The sequence below is a fragment of the Streptomyces sp. NPDC029014 genome, assembly GCF_055564695.1.
On record NZ_JBVHVT010000104.1, the window covers coordinates 1 to 16,292 of the forward strand.

Consider the following 16,292-nt stretch of genomic DNA (forward strand, 5'->3'; position numbering starts at 1 on the left):
GGAGGGGGCGGGGGGGCGGGGCAGGGCGACGCCCGATACAATTTAGGATACACCGAGCGCCCCCCCCCCCCCCCCCCCCCCCCCCCCCCCCCCCCCCCCGCCCCCCCCCCCCCCCCCCCCCCCCCCCCCCACTCTTCCCCCGGGGAACGTGTGGTCATGCGTTGGGGCGCAGGGTCCACACGACGGTCATCTCGCCGGTCACGGCCTCGTCGTCGCGCTGGATGGCGATGGTGACCGGGAACTCGGGACGGCCGCCCGCGTCGAGCTCGGCGACGATCTCGGCGGCCGGTCGGCCGAGCGTGGCGGTGGCCGTGACCACGCCCTTGGCGAGCTTCTTGTAGGCGATCTCGGCCTTCACGGCGAGCGGCACGGCGCGCGAGAGCTGGTCGCCGAAGGCGGCCAGGACGATGGCGCCGCTGGCGGACTCGGCGAGGGTGAACATGGCGCCGGCGTGCGGACCGCCCACGTGGTTGTGGTAGTCCGGCTGGTCGGGCAGGCGGACGACCGCGCGCTCGGGGGTGGTCTCCAGGAACTCGAGGTTCAGGGTCCGGGCCATCGGCACGGTCGCGGCGAGCAGTTCGCCCACGTTCATCTGGTCTGCGCTCATGGCAGGCGATGTTACCCACGAGTAGGTGTCCTTGACCAGACCCGTCACGGGGGCGGCCGTGGCCCCTGTCGGCCACTCCCACTATCGTTACCGGCCATGTGGCCAGGACAGCAGCAGCCGCCCGGGGGACAGCAGAACCCTCAGGACGCGCAACACAATCCGTACCAGCAGCAGCCGCCGGGACAGCCGGGACAGCCGGGACAGCCGGGACAGCCGGGACAGCCGGGACAGCCGGGACAGCCCAACCCGTACCAGCAACAGCCGGGTTACGGGTACCCGCAGGCGGGCTACCAGGCGCCGACCCAGCCGTGGACCCAGCCCCAGCAGACCGTCCCGGCCCCGCCGAGCGGCGGCGGGGGCGGGGGCGGCGGGCTCTCCACCAAGACGGTGGCCATCGTCGCCGCGTCCGCGGTGGTCGTGGCCGCGGCGGCGACCGGAGCCTTCGTCCTCACCCGGGACGACAAGGGCGACGAACAGAACAACAAGCCCGCCGCCGCCTCCTCGGCTCCGGAGACGCCCCCGGCCCCGGCCTCCCCGAGCGACAACCCGCGCGCGGGCGGTGAGGTCAAGCCGGTCATCCCGGGCTGGAAGACCGTGGTCAACACGAAGTACAGCGCCGCCTACGACGTGCCCGCCGACTGGAACGTGAACAACGCCGGCGTGTCCATCTCGATCGCCGACGAGAAGGACGGCAAGCCCGTCATCACCATGTCCGGCACCGCAACCCTCAAGGAGGAGTGGTGCACGATCGACAAGGACAAGGACGGCAGGCTGGAGAAGTTCTCGCTCGCGGACACGGGCATCAAGGGCGCCCAGGGCGCCAAGGACACCCAGCAGGTCGCGACCGACAACACGGGCACCTGGGTCTGGGCCGCCTACGCCCAGCAGGAGCCCAAGGGAACGGTCAAGGTGACCGACCCCAAGGAGTACACGACGGCCTCCGGCCTCAAGGGCCACATGGTGATCGCCACCGCTCCCAACGTGAAGAAGGAGCACAAGTGCTCCTCCGACGGCAAGGCGGTCGGATTCGCCTTCAAGAACGGTGAGGGCGACTTCGCCAGCTTCGTGATGGTCGGCGCGGCGGGCGTCAAGGACGAGGTCGCCGCCGACGTCTACGAGAAGATGCTCAGCTCCATCCGGCTGCTGCCCAAGCAGTAGCCGGTCCGCCGGCCCCGGCCGGAAGGCCGCCGGGTAATCCATTTGGATTACCCGGCCCGGGCCGGGGATAGTCCGGGGGTGCGCTCCCGTACCGCCCTCCCCGTCCCCCGCCGCCGGCCCGACGGGGCCGGGCGCAACTACACGCTGCTCACGGCTGCCGCCGTCATCACCAACCTCGGCAGCCAGGGGGCGCTCATCGCCTCGGCGTTCGCCGTCCTGGAGGCGGGCGGATCGGCCGGGGACGTCGGCCTGGTGGCGGCGGCCCGCACGCTTCCGCTGGTCCTCTTCCTGCTGATCGGCGGCGCGGTCGCCGACCGGCTGCCGCGCCACCGCGTGATGGTCGCGGCCAACGCCCTCAACTGCCTGTCTCAGGCCGCCTTCGCCGTCCTCGTCCTCGCCGGGGACCCGCAGCTGTGGCAGATGATGCTGCTCACCGCGCTCTGCGGCACCGGCACGGCCTTCTTCAACCCGGCCGCCGAGGGCATGCTGTTCGCCAGCGTCTCCGCCGGGCACGCCAACCGCGCCTTCGCCCTCTTCCGGATGGCCGTGAACGGCGCCGGCATCGGCGGAGCCGCCCTCGGTGGCGCGCTGATCGCCGCCTTCGGGCCCGGCTGGGTACTCGCCGTGGACGCGGCCGCGTTCGCCCTCGCCGGAGCGCTGCGCGCCGCCCTGGACGTGAGCCTGGTCGCGGCTCCGGCGCCGAGCCGCGGCCTGCTGGCCGATCTGCGCGAGGGCTGGGTGGAGGTCCGTACCCGCCCCTGGCTGTGGGGGATCGTGCTCCAGTTCTCCGTGGTCGTCGCCGTCGTCGGTGCGGCGGACGCCGTGTACGGACCGCTCGTGGCCCGCGACCGGCTGGGCGGGCCCGCCCCCTGGGGCCTGGCCCTCTCCCTCTTCGGGGTCGGCACCATCGCCGGCGCCGTGCTGATGATGCTGTGGAAGCCGCGCCGGCTGCTGTTGGTGGGCACCCTGTGCGTGTTCCCGCTCGCGCTGCCGTCGGCGGGGCTGGCGGTGCCGCTGCCCGTGTGGGCCCTGTGCGCGGTGATGTTCGTGAGCGGCACGGCCGTCGAGGTGTTCGGTGTGAACTGGATGACGGCCCTGCACCAGGAGATCCCGCCGGAGAAGTTCTCCCGGGTCTCCGCCTATGACTGGTTCGGCTCGGTGTCGCTGCTGCCGCTGGCCACCGCCGTGGCCGGGCCGGTCGAGTCGGCCTTCGGCCGCACCGCCGCACTGTGGGGGTGCGCCACGCTGGTCGTGGCGGTCACGGCCGCGGTCCTCGCCGTCCCGGACGTCCGCCGGCTCACGCGCGGGCCCGGGTCCGCGAAGACCGGCTCGGCCGGGGTCCCGGCAGCGTCCCCGGCCGCGGGAACCAGCGCCGCGGAGCACTGAGGCCGGCCCGGCCGGGCGGCGGCAGGACGTCGGGCCCGCGCGGGCGGCCTCGGCCGGTGCCGCCCCGTCGGGCGGGCTCAGCCGATGCCGAACGCCCCGTCGGGCGGCTCGGGGGAGCCCGCGGCTTCGGCGTCGACCACCGGCGCGGCCCCGCGCACGAACCGGTCCAGCTCCGCGCCGGCCACCACCCGTGCGGGGAAGGCGTCGGCCGCGCACCGCCGGGCCAGGGCCCCGACCGGCAGCTCCCGGTCGGCGGCGAGCAGCACGGCGTTGCCGAAGCGGCGCCCGCGCAGCACGCCCGGCTCCGCGACGAGGGCGACCTGCCCGAACACGGCGCGGAAGGTGGCGAGCTGGCCGCGGAGGAAGTCGAACGGCGCCCCGTCGGCCAGGTTCGCCGCGTAGAGCCCGCCCGGTCGCAGGACCCGCGCCGCCTCCCGCGCGTACTCCAGGGAGGTCAGCGCGGCCGGCACCCGCGAGCCGCCGAACACGTCGGCCACGATCACGTCCGCGCCCGCCGGGGCCGCGCCCTCCAGCCAGGCCCGTGCGTCCGCCGCGTGCACCGTGACCCCGGACCCGGGCGGGAGCGGCAGGTGCTCCTCGACCAGGCCCACGAGGGCCGCGTCGAACTCCACGACGGTCTGCCGGGAGCCCGGCCGGGTCGCCGCCGCGTACCGGGGCAGCATCAGCGCGCCGCCGCCGAGGTGCAGCAGGTCCAGGGCGGCGCCGGGCTCCGCGGCACAGTCCAGGACGTGGGCGAGGCGGCGTGCGTACTCGAACTCCAGGTGCTCCGGATCGTCGAGGTCCACGTACGACTGCGGGGCCCCGTCGACGGTCAGCAGCCAGGCCCGGTCCCGGTCCACGTCCGGCATCAGTTTGGCGGTGCCCTGGCCCACGGCCCGGATCACCGGGATCTGTTCCTCGCTCACCGCACCATTGTCCGGCAGCCGCACGGCCCGCCCGTACGAGGGCCCGTACGGCGGCCCGCACCCGGGCCGCCGTTCCCGCACCCGGGCCCCGGCCCGCCGGCCGGATGCCCCCGTACGCGCCGTCAGCCCGCCCACACCGCGGCGGCCTCGGCGGCGTGCAGCGCGGCCTGGGCGAGACCGGCCCGGGCCGCCGGGGCCCGTCGTGCCGGGTCCAGGACATTGCGCCCGAAGGCCTTGCGGGCCTCGGCGGACGGGGTGATCAGCAACACCCGGGCGCCCGCCTCCCGCAGCCGCGCCGCCTGGGCGGCCGGCGCGGGGACGTGCCCGGAACCCAGGGTCATCGGGGCGAGGACGACCACCCGGTCGCAGCCCGCGGCGAGGTCCGCGTTGGCCGCGGAGCGCATCCCGCCGTCGATGTAGCGGCGCTCCCCGACCGTCACCGGCGGCCACACCCCGGGCACCGCGCAGCTCGCCGAGACGGCGTCCACCAGGCCGGTGCCGCTGTCCCGGTCGAAGGCGGCGAGTTCGCCGCTGAGCGCGTCGACCGCGGTGACCACGAGCCGTCGCCCGGCGGGCCATTCGTGCGAGACCCGCCGGGCCGCGATCACCTCGCGCCGCTCCGCCTCCTCGCCCGTGTCGGCGGCCAGGGCCATCCCCCCGACGCGCCTGCGGTAGGCGGCCCCGTCCCGCGAGCGGAGCATCGCCAGCGCGTACCGGGCGACGAGCCCGCCGCCGAACCGGGCCACGGGCTCGCCCGCGGGGTCGGCGAGCTGGCGCTCGTACAGCTCGCGCGGGGTGAGCCGGCCGGAGGCCAGTTGGGCCCCGACGAGCGAGCCCGCGGAGGTGCCGACGACCAGGTCGGCGCCGAACAGGTCCACGCCCGCCCGCGCGAGCCCGTACAGGATCCCGGACTCCCAGCCGATGCCGGTCAGCCCTCCGCCGCCGAGCACCAGTGCCGTGCCTGCGCCGCCCGTGCCGCCCATGCCGTCCGCGCCTCCTCGTGTCACGCCCTGTGGTGACGGCAGTCTGGCGTACCGGGACCGCCGCCACCAGGCCGGGGCGCCTCAGTCGAGGACCGTCGTCACCGTCCCCGCGCCGATCGTCCGCCCGCCCTCGCGGATCGCGAAGCCGAGCCCCGCCTCCAGCGGCACGTCCCGGCCGAGCTCGACGGTCATGGCGACCGTGTCGCCCGGCCGGGCCACCGCGGCCGCGCCCAGGTCCACGTCACCGACCACGTCGGCGGTGCGGATGTAGAACTGCGGCCGGTACCCGGTCGACAGCGGGGTGGTGCGCCCGCCCTCCCGCGCGGACAGCACGTACACCTGCGCGGTGAAGCGCCGCCTCGGGTCCACGCTGCCGGGCGCGGCGACCACCTGCCCGCGGCGCACCCCGTCGCGCGGCACCCCGCGCAGCAGCAGCGCCACGTTGTCCCCGGCCTCGGCGGACTCCATCGGCTTGCCGAAGGTCTCCAGGCCGATGACCACGGTCTCCACCGGCTCGCCGTCGCCGCCGAGGACGCTGACCCGGTCGCCGGGGCGCACCCGCCCGCGCTCGACGGATCCGGTCACGACGGTCCCGCGCCCGGTGATGGTCAGCACGTTCTCCACCGGCATCAGGAACGGCGCGTCCGTGTACCGCACCGGCATCGGGACGTACGTGTCCACCGCGTCCAGCAGCGCCTCGATCGCCCCGGTCCACCGCGGGTCGCCGTCGAGCGCCCCGAGCCCGGAGACCCGTACGACCGGTGCGCCGTCCCCGCCGTAGCCGTGGGCGGTGAGCAGCTCCCGGACCTCCAGCTCGACCAGGTCGGTCAGCTCGGGGTCCCCGGCGTCGGCCTTGTTGAGGGCGACGACGATGTGGTCGACGCCGACCTGCCGGGCGAGGAGCACGTGCTCGGCGGTTTGCGGCATGACCCCGTCGAGCGCGGAGACGACGAGGATCGCCCCGTCGAGCTGGGCGGCGCCGGTGACCATGTTCTTGACGTAGTCGGCGTGGCCGGGCATGTCGACGTGGGCGTAGTGCCGGGTGTCGGTCTCGTACTCGACGTGCGCGAGGTTGATCGTGATGCCGCGCCGGGCCTCCTCCGGCGCCCGGTCGATGCGGTCGAAGGGCACGTAGGAGGCGCCGCCCCGGTCGGCGAGGACCTTGGTGATGGCGGCGGTGAGGGTGGTCTTGCCGTGGTCGACGTGACCCATGGTGCCGATGTTGAGGTGCGGCTTGGTGCGCACGAAGGCCGTCTTGGCCATGATGTCCCTTCCCGTGTACATGGCGCTGCTGCGGCCGGCCGAAGCCGGCACGGGACCCCTGGGGCCGGCCGACCCTCCCCCTGCGGGGTCCGCCGGACTGTCCGGGAAGGGTCAGCTTCGTGCGCCGTCGACCGCGGCGAAGGCCGGTGCCTCGAAGAGCAGGACGGCAGCCTCCGGCGCGTCCGCGACTGCGGACGGCGCTGCGGGGGAGGCGTACCGGGACATGGGGCAGATGCTGCCGCACCGGCCGCGCCCACGTCGAACGAATTTCCGTCGAATGAACTTCCGTTGAATTCCGGGACGACGGGGACCTCTTCCAGGAGGGCCGATCACCCCCGGGAGGCGCTGCGCGGGGCCGCGGCGGACGCCGGTCGTTCCTCCGCATGAGGCCTGGATTACGGTGGGGCGCCGCATACGTCGGATACCCTCCCCGGATGTCCCTCCTCCTGGCGCCGTGGACCCGGCTGTCGCTGCTCGTCGTGCTGCTGCTCGCGTCCGGCGTGTGCGTGCTGCTGTTCGAGCCCCAGCGCATCCTGTCGGAGGGGTGGCCGCCCGGGCTGCCGGTGGGCGCGGCGGCACTGATGTTCGCGGGCGCGTACGGTCTGGGCACCGCGGCCCTCGTGCCGCGGCCGCTGCTGAACCTGGCCGCCGGGGCGTTGTTCGGCATCCCGTTCGGCCTGGCCGCCGCGGTGGCCGGCTCGGTCCTGGGAGCCGGGATCTCCTTCGGCCTGGGCCGGGCCATGGGTCAGGACGCACTGCGCCCGCTGCTGCGGGGGCGCTGGCTGCTCGCGGCCGACGACCAGCTGGCCCGGCACGGCTTCCGCTCGATGCTGGCGGTCCGGATCTTCCCCGGACTGCCGTTCGCGGCTGCCAACTACTGCGCCGCGGTCTCCCGTTGCGGCTGGCTGCCGTTCCTGGCCGCCACCGCGATCGGCGTCGTGCCGAACACCGCGGCGTACGTCGTCGCCGGGGCCAGCGCCTCGTCGCCGGGCTCGCCGGCCTTCCTCCTCTCGTTCGGATTCATCGCCGCGTCCCTGGTGGCGGCTGCCGTCGTCGGATGGCGCAAGCGGCACCGGCTCGCGCGCCCGGCACGGACCGCGGATCGGGGACCGCTGCACGAGCACCCCCCTGTGGTCGGAGCCGCGTCCCACGGGCCCTAGCATCGGACCCGAACTTCCCGACGATCACAAGGACGAACGCACCCCGATGAGCTGGTTCGAATCCCTAATCCTCGGTCTCGTCCAGGGGCTTACGGAGTTCCTCCCGATCTCCTCCAGCGCCCATCTCCGGCTGACCGCGGCGTTCGCCGGCTGGGAGGACCCGGGCGCGGCCTTCACGGCGATCACCCAGATCGGCACCGAGGCCGCCGTGCTGATCTACTTCCGCAAGGACATCGCGAAGATCGTCTCCACCTGGTTCCGCTCGCTGTACACGAAGTCGCTGCGTGCCGAGCAGGACGCCAAGATGGGCTGGCTGGTGATCGTCGGCTCGATCCCGATCGGCGTGCTGGGCCTGCTGTTCAAGGACCAGATCGAGGGCCCCTTCCGCGACCTGCGGCTGACCGCCACCACTCTGATCGTCATGGGCGTCGTGCTCGGTGCCGCCGACCGGCTGGCGGCCCGGGACGAGGAGGGCGGCCGGCACCGCGCCGTCCGCGAGCGCAAGACCCTGCGCGAGCTGGGCGTCAGGGACGGCCTGATCTTCGGTGTGTGCCAGGCCATGGCGCTGGTCCCGGGCGTCTCCCGGTCCGGTGCGACGATCTCCGGTGGTCTGCTGATGGGCTTCACCCGCGAAGCCGCCGCCCGCTACTCCTTCCTCCTCGCCATCCCGGCCGTGCTGGCCTCCGGCGGACTGGAGCTGAAGCACATCGGCGAGGGTCCCGTCTCCTGGGGCCAGACGATCTTCGCGACGGTCATCGCCTTCGCCGTCGGCTACGCCGTCATCGCCTGGTTCATGAAGTTCATCACCACCAAGAGCTTCATGCCCTTCGTGATCTACCGCATCCTGCTGGGCATCCTGCTGTTCGTCCTCGTCAGCATGGGCGTGCTGAGCCCCCACGCCGCCGAGTCGGCGGGCTAGGACGCCCCCGCGCTCACCGCTTCGCGTGAACCGCCAGGCCGCCCGGGAACGTTCCCGGGCGGCCTTCGCGTCGTTGTGCCCGAAGAGTGTCATAGTCCCGAAGCCGAGCAGCAGGGGGTGCCCCATGGGACGAGTGGTGCTGGAGCGGTTCCCGGCGGGGAGCCCGAGGGGGAGCTGGCCCGCCGAGGAGTACGCCGCCCAGCGGATGCGCGAGGGCGTGCCCGCCGAGGTGGTGATGGACCTGGCCAGCGACGCGTTCCTGGTCGTGGTCCGGCAACGGGAGCCGTATTCCGGCCACTGACCGCGGCCCGGTCGGACTGGCCGGCGCACGCCCCTTGGCCTGGCCGCCCGGCGCCCCCACACTGACCCGATGACGCAGCGTGTGGATCTCGCCTCGGTCATGGACCGGCTGGCGATCGACGAGGTGGTCACGGGGTACGCGAGGGCCGTGGACGACGGCGACTGGGCGGCGTACCGCGCACTCTTCGCGCCCGGCGGGCGCGCCGACTACAGCTCGGCCGGCGGCATCGAGGGCCCGGCCGAGGAGGTGGCGGACTGGCTCGCGGAGGCCATGCAGCTGTTCCCGGTGCGCCAGCACCTGATCGTCAACCGGTTGGTCCGGCTGGCCGACGCCGGCGGCTGGGCCGCCGACCGGGCCGAGGTCCTGGCCGATTTCGTCAACCCGATGCGGCTCGACGGCAGCGGCGCCGGCGGGCCCGTGACCGTCCCGAACTTCGTCGCCGCCGGCCGCTACACCTTCGCCCTGGCCCGCACTCCTCGCGACGGCTGGCGGCTGACCGGGGTCACCGTGCACGAGAAGTGGCGCCATGTCTCCGCGTGAGCGGCCGGGAGGGCCCTGTCCCACACTGGAAGCGGAGGCGCTCATGGTCACGGTCCCGAGGCGTACCCGGTACTGGCGTGCGGCCGCGGCGACCGCCGCGGGGGCGCTGCCGTGCCTCGCCTTCCCCGCCCCCGCCCTGTGGTGGTGGGCGTACGTCGCCCTCGTGCCCTGGATGCTGCTGCTGAGGTCGGCGCCGACCGGGCGACGGGCGGCCTGGGAGGGCTGGCTGGGCGGCGCCGGGTTCATCGTGGCCGTGCACCACTGGCTGCTGCCCAGCCTGCACGTGTTCCTGCTGCCGATCGCGGCCCTGCTGGGCCTGCTCTGTATCCCCTGGGCGCTGCTGGTGCGCGAGTTGCTCGGCGGGACCCCCGGGCCGGGTCGGGCGGCGGCCGCCCTGGTGCTCGTCCCCGCGGGCTGGCTGCTGTCGGAGCTGGCCCGGTCCTGGCAGGGGCTGGGCGGGCCGTGGGGGCTGCTGGGGGCGAGCCAGTGGCAGGTGCCGCCGGTACTGCGACTCGCTTCGGTGGGCGGGGTGTGGCTGGTGAGCCTGCTGGTGGTGGCGGTGAACTGCGCGGTGATGCTGCTGATCGCGGTGCCCCGTGCCCGGGTCCCGGCGTTGGCCGGGCTCGCGGGGTGCGCGGTGCTGACGGGGGCCGTGTGGCTGTGGCTGCCGCGGCCGGAGGCCTCGGGCCTGCTCCGGGTGGCCGTCGTCCAGCCGGGCGTGGTGGCGGACGGCCCCGACAGCGCGGAGCGGCGCTTCGCCGCCGGGGAGCGGCTGACCCGGACCCTGGCCGGCAGGCCGCTGGACCTGGTGGTGTGGGGGGAGAGCAGCGTCGGCGCGGACCTGGCGGCCCGCCCGGACCTGTCCCGGCGGCTGGCCGCACTGTCCGCGGAAGTGGGGGCTCCGCTGCTGGTCAACGTCGACGCCCGGCAACCGGCGGCCCCGCGCCCGGCGACCGCGGCCGCAGCCGCGCCGGGGCGCCCGGCCGTGGGCGGGAGCGGCGGGGAGGGCATCTTCAAGAGCTCCGTGCTGGTCGGCCCGCGCGGTCCGACGGGCGACCGGTACGACAAGATGCGCCTGGTCCCGTTCGGCGAGTACGTCCCGGCCCGGTCCCTGCTCGGCTGGGCCACCTCGGTCGGCCGGGCCGCGGGCGAGGACCGGCGCAGCGGCGCGGCCCCGGTGCTGATGGAGCTGCCGGGCGGGCCGGCCGGGATGCGGATCGGCCCGCTGGTCTGCTTCGAGTCGGCCTTCCCCGACATGAGCCGCCGCCTCGTCCGCGACGGGGCCGGTCTGCTCGTCACCCAGTCGGCCACCTCCACCTTCCAGAGCAGCTGGGCCCCGGCCCAGCACGCCTCGCTCGGCGCGCTGCGCGCCGCGGAGACCGGCCGCCCGGTGGTGCACGCCACCCTCACCGGCATCAGCTCCGTCTACGGCCCCGCCGGCGCGCGGATCGGCCCGCCGCTGCCCGTCTCGGCGAGCACGGCCCGGGTGTACGAGGTCCCGCTCGCCCGCGGCACGACGCCCTACGTCCGCTTCGGCGACTGGCCGGTGGGGGTCGGCCTCGCGCTGCTCGCGGTGTACTGCGCCGCCGAGGGGATCCGTTCGCTGCGGCTCAGGAGGCCTGCTCCAGAGCGGCCAGCACCACCCGCTCGCACAGCTCGTGGGTCAGCAGGGCGTCCCGGGCGCTGACCGCCTTCCCGGCCGCGACGGCCTCCAGGAAGGTGTCGACGGCCTGCTCGATGCCGCGCTGGCGGGCCACGGGCACCCAGTCGCCGCGGCGGCGCACGGTCGGCTGACCGCGGTGGTCGATGACCTCGGCGAGGTTCACGACCTGCCGCTTGGTGTCCTGCCCGGACACCTCCAGGACCTCCTCGGCCGACCCGGACCGCCGGTTCATGATCCCGAGCGCGGTGAAGCCGGGCCCGGACAACTGCAGCACGACCTGGTCCATCAGCCCGTCCCGGACCCGGGCCCGGACGTCGACGTGGTCGGCCTCGCCGGGCAGCAGGAAGCGCAGGGTGTCCACGACGTGGATGAAGTCGTCGAGGACGAGGGTCCGCGGGTCCTCGGGCAGCCCCACCCGGTTCTTCTGCAGGACGATCAGGTCGCGCGGGTGCTCGACGCACTGGGCGTACCCGGGCGCGTGGCGGCGGTTGAAGCCCACGGCGAGCGGGACTCCGCGCGCCTCGGCGAGCTCCACCAGGCGCCGCGAGTCGTCGATCTCGTAGGCCAGCGGCTTGTCCACGTACGTCGGCACGCCGGCCTCGAGCAGCCGGGCGACGATCTCGGGGTGGACGTCGGTCGGGGCGTGCACGAACGCCGCTCCGAGGCCCTCGGCCAGCAGGGCGTCGAGATCGGTGTGGCGGCGCTCCGCCGGGACGTGGTGGCCCTCCGCGACCCGCTCCAGGGTGGCGGGGGTACGGGTCTGCAGGTGCAGCTCCAGGCCGGGCCGGGCCGTGAGCACGGGCAGGTACGCCTTCTGCGCGATGTCGCCCAGTCCGATGACGCCGACCTTCACCGCGGACCTCCAGGTGTTATCTCGTGGACCCCCGCAGCTTAATCCCTGGTGGAGACCCGCCGGTTGGCCCGAGGATGGCGGCCATGACGATGACTTCGGGATCACACCGCACCGAGCCCTCCACCTCCGCCGACGAGCGCGCGATGCTGGAGGGCTGGCTGGACTACCACCGCGCCACCCTCGCCTGGAAGTGCGAGGGCCTCGGGGAGGAGGAGCTGCGCCGCATGCCGCTGCCGCCCTCCGAACTGAGCCTGATGGGCCTCGTCCGGCACATGGCGGAGGTGGAGCGGTACTGGTTCCGGGAGATCATGCTGGGCGAGGACCTGCCCGACCTGTACAGCACCCGGGAGGACCGGGACGGCGACTTCCACTTCACCGCGCAGGACACCTTCGCCGAGGCGGAGCGGGTGTGGCGGGCCGAGGTGGAGCTGGCCCGGGAGGCCGCGGCGGGCCGTTCGCTGGACCTGATGTCGAAGCCGGAGAGCCACCACCGGGGCGAGGGGTTCAGCCTGCGCTGGGTCTACACCCACATGATCGAGGAGTACGCCCGCCACAACGGCCACGCGGATCTCCTGCGCGAGCAGATCGACGGCGCCACCGGCGACTGACGCCGGTCCGGGCCGGGGGCGGGGGTGTCCGGGGGACGCGGCGTCACCCGTGCGGAGTGAATATCGGCTCCGGGTTTCCGCAACGGGGTCCTCGCACAGCAGAGTTGCCCGAGTGCACCCAACCCGAACCACGACGAAGCTGCTGCTCTCCGTCGCCTGCGCCGTCTCGGCGGTGTCCGGCTGTGTGAATGTGACCCCCGCCCCGGTGCAGCCGGCGGGCGCTCCCGGAACCACGCGGGGCGCCGCCCCGCAGCACGAGGCGCGCGGTGGCCCGGGGACGGCTCCGGTGGAGGTCCAGGCACCTGCCCTGGAGGCGCTCGAGGCGTTGCCGGAGCAGTCCGCGCGGCCGGCGGCCACGGCCGCGGGGCACGGCCGGCCTCCGGTCGCCCCTGCGGGCCCGGCGGCAGCGGTCGCAGCGGCCGCCGGGGAGGCCCCGAAGGCCGTACCGCCGGTCCCGGACATCCCCGAGCCGCGCGGGGCCGCGAAGCCGGCGTCGGGGAGCCAGTCGAACCGCCCCGATGCGCTGGACCCGAAGACCGGGGTGGCACGCGGGCTGGCGGACAAGCTGCCCGTCCGGCCCGCCGACGTGTGCGCGATGGGCCGCAAGCACGGCCGCTGGGCCTCGGACAGCGCCGAGGCCCGGATCTGCGAGGGAGTCCGCGGCTGACACCCGCACGTCCCCTGCACGTCCCTACCGCCGCCCCGCGCGGCCCCGGGCTCCCGGCGGGTCCGGCGGGCGTCAGGGGTGCTGCTCCGGGAACGGTCTGGGCTCCCCGCCCGGGTTCCCGGCGAGCAGCCGTTCCAGACGCGTCAGGGCGGCCCGTACGCCGTCGCCGTAGCCGTAGCCGTCGTCCGGGAGCACCCCGGCGGCGGCCCAGGCCCGGGCCAGGTGGACCCGCGCCTCCTCGGGGCGCTGCAGCTTCAGGTAGTCGGCGGCGAGGCTCAGGTGGAGGGAGGGGTAGAGCACCCGCACGGCCGGATCCGGCCCTTCTGCCGGCTCCTGTCCGGGTCCCTCCCCCGGCTCCGGCCCGACCCCCTGCTCCGGCTGCGGCCCGTCCCGCGGCCCGCAGGCGGCGGTCAGGGCGCGCAGGTCCCAGGCCAGCTCGTCGGCGGGGTCGTCCTGGGCGTCGGCCATGTAGTGCGCGAGGGTGCACCGGTGCAGGCCGGCGGCGTCCTCGCCGAGCTCGGTCCACAGGTCGCGGAGCCGGTTGCGGGCCTCCTCACGGTCCCCGGCGTGCAGCAGGATGACCGCCTGGCCGATCCGGGTCATGACGGCGTCCTCCGACGCCTCCTGCTGCTCGGTCACTGCGGCCTCCGGCTGGGTCTGCCAGACCTGCTCCGGTCTGATCCTCACGACGCTAGCCGGAGGTGCCGCCCGTGGCGCCGAGGCGCGGTCGGGGCTCAGCCCAGGTCCGGGATCCGCCAGTCGATCGGCTCATGGCCCTGGGCGGCGACGGCCTCGTTGATCTGCGTGAAGGGCTGGGAGCCGAAGAACTTCTTCGCCGACAGCGGGGACGGGTGGGCGCCCTTGACGACCACGTGGCGCTCCTCGTCGATCAGCGGGAGCTTCTTCTGCGCGTAGGCGCCCCACAGCACGAAGACGGCCGGGTCCGGGCGGTCGGCCACCGCGCGGATCACCGCGTCGGTGAACTTCTCCCAGCCCCTGCCCTTGTGCGAGTTGGCCTCGCCCTCACGGACGGTGAGCACCGCGTTGAGCAGCAGGACGCCCTGCTCGGCCCACGGCATCAGGTAGCCGTTGTCCGGGACGGGCGTGCCGAGCTCCGCGTGCATCTCCTTGTAGATGTTGCGCAGCGACGGCGGCGTCTTGACGCCCGGCCGGACGGAGAAGCAGAGGCCGTGGCCCTGGCCGGCGCCGTGGTAGGGGTCCTGGCCGAGGACCAGGACCTTCACCTTCTCGAAGGGGGTGGCCTCGAGGGCCGCGAAGACCTGCTCGCGGGGCGGGTAGACCGGCCCGTTCGCCCGCTCCTTCTCGACGAACTCGATGAGCTCCTTGAAGTAGGGCTGTTCCAGCTCCTCGCCGAGGACGGGGAGCCAGGACTCGGGCAGCATCTGGGTCACGGCGACAACCTCCGGTAGTACAAGTCTGCGCAACTGCGTGGTGCGACAGCTCAAGAACCTACCGGTGCCCACTGACAACGCTTCACCCGCCGGGGTCCGAAGACCCCGGCGCAGCGACTACCAGCTGGTCTTGCGGTACAGCTCCCACATCTGGAAGACGGTCTGCGGGTCCAGGGCCCGCTCACCGCCCGCGATGTCCTCGCGCGCGGCGACGTACAGCTTGCCCTGCCACAGCGGCAGCAGCCGGACGTCCTCGGCGAAGATCTGCTGCGCGCGCTCGAACTGCTGGACGCCGGCGGCGCGGTCGCCCTCGCGGCGGGACTTGGGCAGCAGGTCGGTGAGGATCTCGGCGGGCTCGTACGGGGTACCGACCGCGTTCTCCTTGCCGACGAACGGCGCGATGAAGTTGTCCGGGTCCGGGAAGTCGGGGAACCAGCCTCGGCCGAAGATCGGGTACTGGCCGCTCTTGTAGCCCTCCTGGAAGGTCTTCCAGGGCTGGCTGCGCAGGGTGACCTTGAACAGGCCGCTCTCGTCGAGCTGGCGCTTGATCTCGGTGAACTCGTCGGCCGTGGAGGCGCCGTAGCGGTCGGTGGTGTACCAGAAGGTCAGCTCGACCTGCTGGTTGATCCCGGCGTCCTTGAGGATCTTCTTGGCCTTGGCGACGTCGGACTGGCCGTACTTGTCGTAGAAGGGCGTCTTGTGACCCACGACACCCTTGGGGACCATCGAGTACAGGGGCTCGGCGGTGCCCTGGTAGACCTTGGAGACGAGCGCCCCGCGGTCGATGAGCTGCGCGATCGCCTGGCGCACCGGGAGCTTGTTGACGTTGGGGTCCTGGGGGTTGAACACCAGGTAGCGGATCTCGGCGCCGACGTTCTCGACGACCTGGACGCCCTGCGCGTGGGCGGCGGGCGACTGCAGGTCCTTGATCTGCGGGGCCGACAGGCCTCGGTAGGTGGCGTCGATCTCCTTGTTCTTCAACGCGGAGACCATCTGGGTGGCGTCGGCGAAGTAGCGGATGGTGACGCCGTCGTTGCGGCGGTTCGCGAAGCCGCTGTAGCCGGCGTTCTTGCCGAGGACGGCCTCGCTGCCCTCCTTGTACGAGTCGAGCAGGTACGGGCCGGAGCCGGTGATCTTGCCGTCCTCGCGGACCTTGTCGGCCGGGTAGTCCTTGGGCGCGACCAGCGAGGCGGCGGGCGAGCCGAGGACGAAGGGGAAGGTGGCGTCGGGCGTCTTCAGGTGGAAGACGACGGTCTGCGCGTCGGGGGTCTCGATCTTGTCGAGGCTGCCGAAGAGGTCCTTCGGGCCGACCTTGGAGCCGATGGTCCGGATGCGGTCGAGCGAGTACTTGACGGCCTTGGCGTCGAGCGCCTCGCCGTTGGAGAACTTCAGGCCCTTGCGCAGGGTGCAGCGGTACGACTCGTTCGCGGCATCGGTGAACTCGCAGTTCTGGGCGGCGTCCGGCTGGGGCTTGGACGAGCCCGTGGGGAACGCCAGCAGGGTCTGGTAGACGTTGCGGTACAGCTCCCAGGAGCCGTCCCACGCGGCGGCCGGATCGAGGGTGCTCGGGGCGCTCGTCGTGCCGACGACGATTCTCTTCTCGGCGTCTTTGCTGTCGTCGGAAAGCATGCCGCATCCGGCGAGCAGGGATATGGACGCAAGGGCCGCAGTGATCTGCAGGCTTCTGGTCCGGTTGGACACGTGCACGCTCCTCGATCTGCCAGGGGTGCGGCAAACCCTAGCGCAGTGCGTCACAAATCCAATGGGTAGGTTTGGTGTGACACTTGACCGATTTCGCGCAAGTTCGATACGTATTTGCCTCCCGGCGGGAGGCAAATACGTCCGA

Annotated in this window: 17 protein-coding genes; 9 read left to right on the forward strand and 8 right to left on the reverse strand. The window is 73.8% G+C overall.

The genetic code is table 11. The annotated features are described in order from the left end of the window. Positions 1-154: 154 nt before the first annotated feature. Positions 155-607, reverse strand: a complete 453-nt coding sequence (locus ACZ4VL_RS35785) for a DUF4442 domain-containing protein (protein ID WP_361097729.1) — start codon at positions 605-607, stop codon at positions 155-157. A 96-nt stretch (positions 608-703) separates the two neighbouring features. Here ACZ4VL_RS35785 and ACZ4VL_RS35790 point away from each other — a divergent pair, with 96 nt between their 5' ends. Together ACZ4VL_RS35790 and ACZ4VL_RS35795 are read left to right on the forward strand one after the other, a co-directional pair. Continuing rightward, entirely contained in the window at positions 704-1,765 is a 1,062-nt protein-coding gene (locus tag ACZ4VL_RS35790) for a DUF8017 domain-containing protein (protein WP_468208702.1), read from the forward strand. A gap of 78 nt (positions 1,766-1,843) precedes the next feature. Then, positions 1,844-3,151: an MFS transporter gene (locus ACZ4VL_RS35795; protein WP_468208704.1), complete on the forward strand. Its 1,308-nt coding sequence runs from the start codon at positions 1,844-1,846 to the stop codon at positions 3,149-3,151. A gap of 77 nt (positions 3,152-3,228) precedes the next feature. On the opposite strand, the gene ACZ4VL_RS35800 is transcribed toward ACZ4VL_RS35795, so the two are convergent. From ACZ4VL_RS35800 to tuf, 3 genes are all read right to left on the reverse strand, one after another. Further along, positions 3,229-4,020 carry a spermidine synthase gene (locus tag ACZ4VL_RS35800; protein ID WP_468208762.1) on the reverse strand — a complete coding sequence of 264 codons (792 nt, stop codon included), beginning with the start codon at positions 4,018-4,020 and terminating at the stop codon, positions 3,229-3,231. Between the two features lie 179 nt (positions 4,021-4,199). Further along, positions 4,200-5,060, reverse strand: coding sequence for a patatin-like phospholipase family protein (locus tag ACZ4VL_RS35805; protein WP_468208707.1), 861 nt, complete (start codon positions 5,058-5,060; stop codon positions 4,200-4,202). Positions 5,061-5,141: 81 nt separating this feature from the next. Then, a complete protein-coding gene (gene tuf, locus ACZ4VL_RS35810) occupies positions 5,142-6,323 on the reverse strand; it encodes an elongation factor Tu (RefSeq protein ID WP_468208709.1) in 1,182 nt (393 codons plus the stop codon). A gap of 434 nt (positions 6,324-6,757) precedes the next feature. On the opposite strand from tuf, the gene ACZ4VL_RS35815 reads away from it, so the two are divergent. From ACZ4VL_RS35815 to lnt, 5 genes are all read left to right on the forward strand, one after another. Continuing rightward, a complete protein-coding gene (locus ACZ4VL_RS35815) occupies positions 6,758-7,483 on the forward strand; it encodes a TVP38/TMEM64 family protein (RefSeq protein ID WP_468208712.1) in 726 nt (241 codons plus the stop codon). Positions 7,484-7,529: 46 nt separating this feature from the next. Then, on the forward strand, positions 7,530-8,402 hold the full coding sequence (locus ACZ4VL_RS35820; protein ID WP_468208714.1) for an undecaprenyl-diphosphate phosphatase: 873 nt from the start codon (positions 7,530-7,532) through the stop codon (positions 8,400-8,402). Positions 8,403-8,526: 124 nt separating this feature from the next. Next, positions 8,527-8,703: a hypothetical protein gene (locus ACZ4VL_RS35825; protein ID WP_360637197.1), complete on the forward strand. Its 177-nt coding sequence runs from the start codon at positions 8,527-8,529 to the stop codon at positions 8,701-8,703. A gap of 69 nt (positions 8,704-8,772) precedes the next feature. Next, positions 8,773-9,243, forward strand: a complete 471-nt coding sequence (locus ACZ4VL_RS35830; protein ID WP_468208717.1) for a nuclear transport factor 2 family protein — start codon at positions 8,773-8,775, stop codon at positions 9,241-9,243. A gap of 43 nt (positions 9,244-9,286) precedes the next feature. After that, complete coding sequence (gene lnt / locus ACZ4VL_RS35835; RefSeq protein ID WP_468208719.1) at positions 9,287-10,930, forward strand: apolipoprotein N-acyltransferase; 1,644 nt, start codon at positions 9,287-9,289, stop codon at positions 10,928-10,930. Here the strand turns inward: lnt and ACZ4VL_RS35840 are convergent. Next, positions 10,854-11,759, reverse strand: a complete 906-nt coding sequence (locus tag ACZ4VL_RS35840; RefSeq protein WP_468208722.1) for a Gfo/Idh/MocA family protein — start codon at positions 11,757-11,759, stop codon at positions 10,854-10,856. The genes lnt and ACZ4VL_RS35840 overlap by 77 nt on opposite strands. 89 nt (positions 11,760-11,848) lie before the next feature. Between ACZ4VL_RS35840 and ACZ4VL_RS35845 the strand changes: the two genes are divergently transcribed. Further along, positions 11,849-12,367 (forward strand): DinB family protein, encoded by a 519-nt coding sequence (locus ACZ4VL_RS35845; protein WP_468208763.1) that lies wholly within the window; start codon positions 11,849-11,851, stop codon positions 12,365-12,367. A 112-nt stretch (positions 12,368-12,479) separates the two neighbouring features. Beyond that, complete coding sequence (locus tag ACZ4VL_RS35850; RefSeq protein ID WP_468208724.1) at positions 12,480-13,034, forward strand: hypothetical protein; 555 nt, start codon at positions 12,480-12,482, stop codon at positions 13,032-13,034. A gap of 72 nt (positions 13,035-13,106) precedes the next feature. Here the strand turns inward: ACZ4VL_RS35850 and ACZ4VL_RS35855 are convergent, their stop codons facing one another. The 3 genes from ACZ4VL_RS35855 to ACZ4VL_RS35865 form a co-directional block, all read right to left on the reverse strand. Continuing rightward, positions 13,107-13,673 (reverse strand): hypothetical protein, encoded by a 567-nt coding sequence (locus ACZ4VL_RS35855; protein WP_468208766.1) that lies wholly within the window; start codon positions 13,671-13,673, stop codon positions 13,107-13,109. A 95-nt stretch (positions 13,674-13,768) separates the two neighbouring features. Further along, positions 13,769-14,437: a uracil-DNA glycosylase gene (locus ACZ4VL_RS35860; protein ID WP_468208769.1), complete on the reverse strand. Its 669-nt coding sequence runs from the start codon at positions 14,435-14,437 to the stop codon at positions 13,769-13,771. A 126-nt stretch (positions 14,438-14,563) separates the two neighbouring features. Next, entirely contained in the window at positions 14,564-16,153 is a 1,590-nt protein-coding gene (locus ACZ4VL_RS35865; protein WP_468208727.1) for an ABC transporter substrate-binding protein, read from the reverse strand. Positions 16,154-16,292 lie beyond the last annotated feature (139 nt).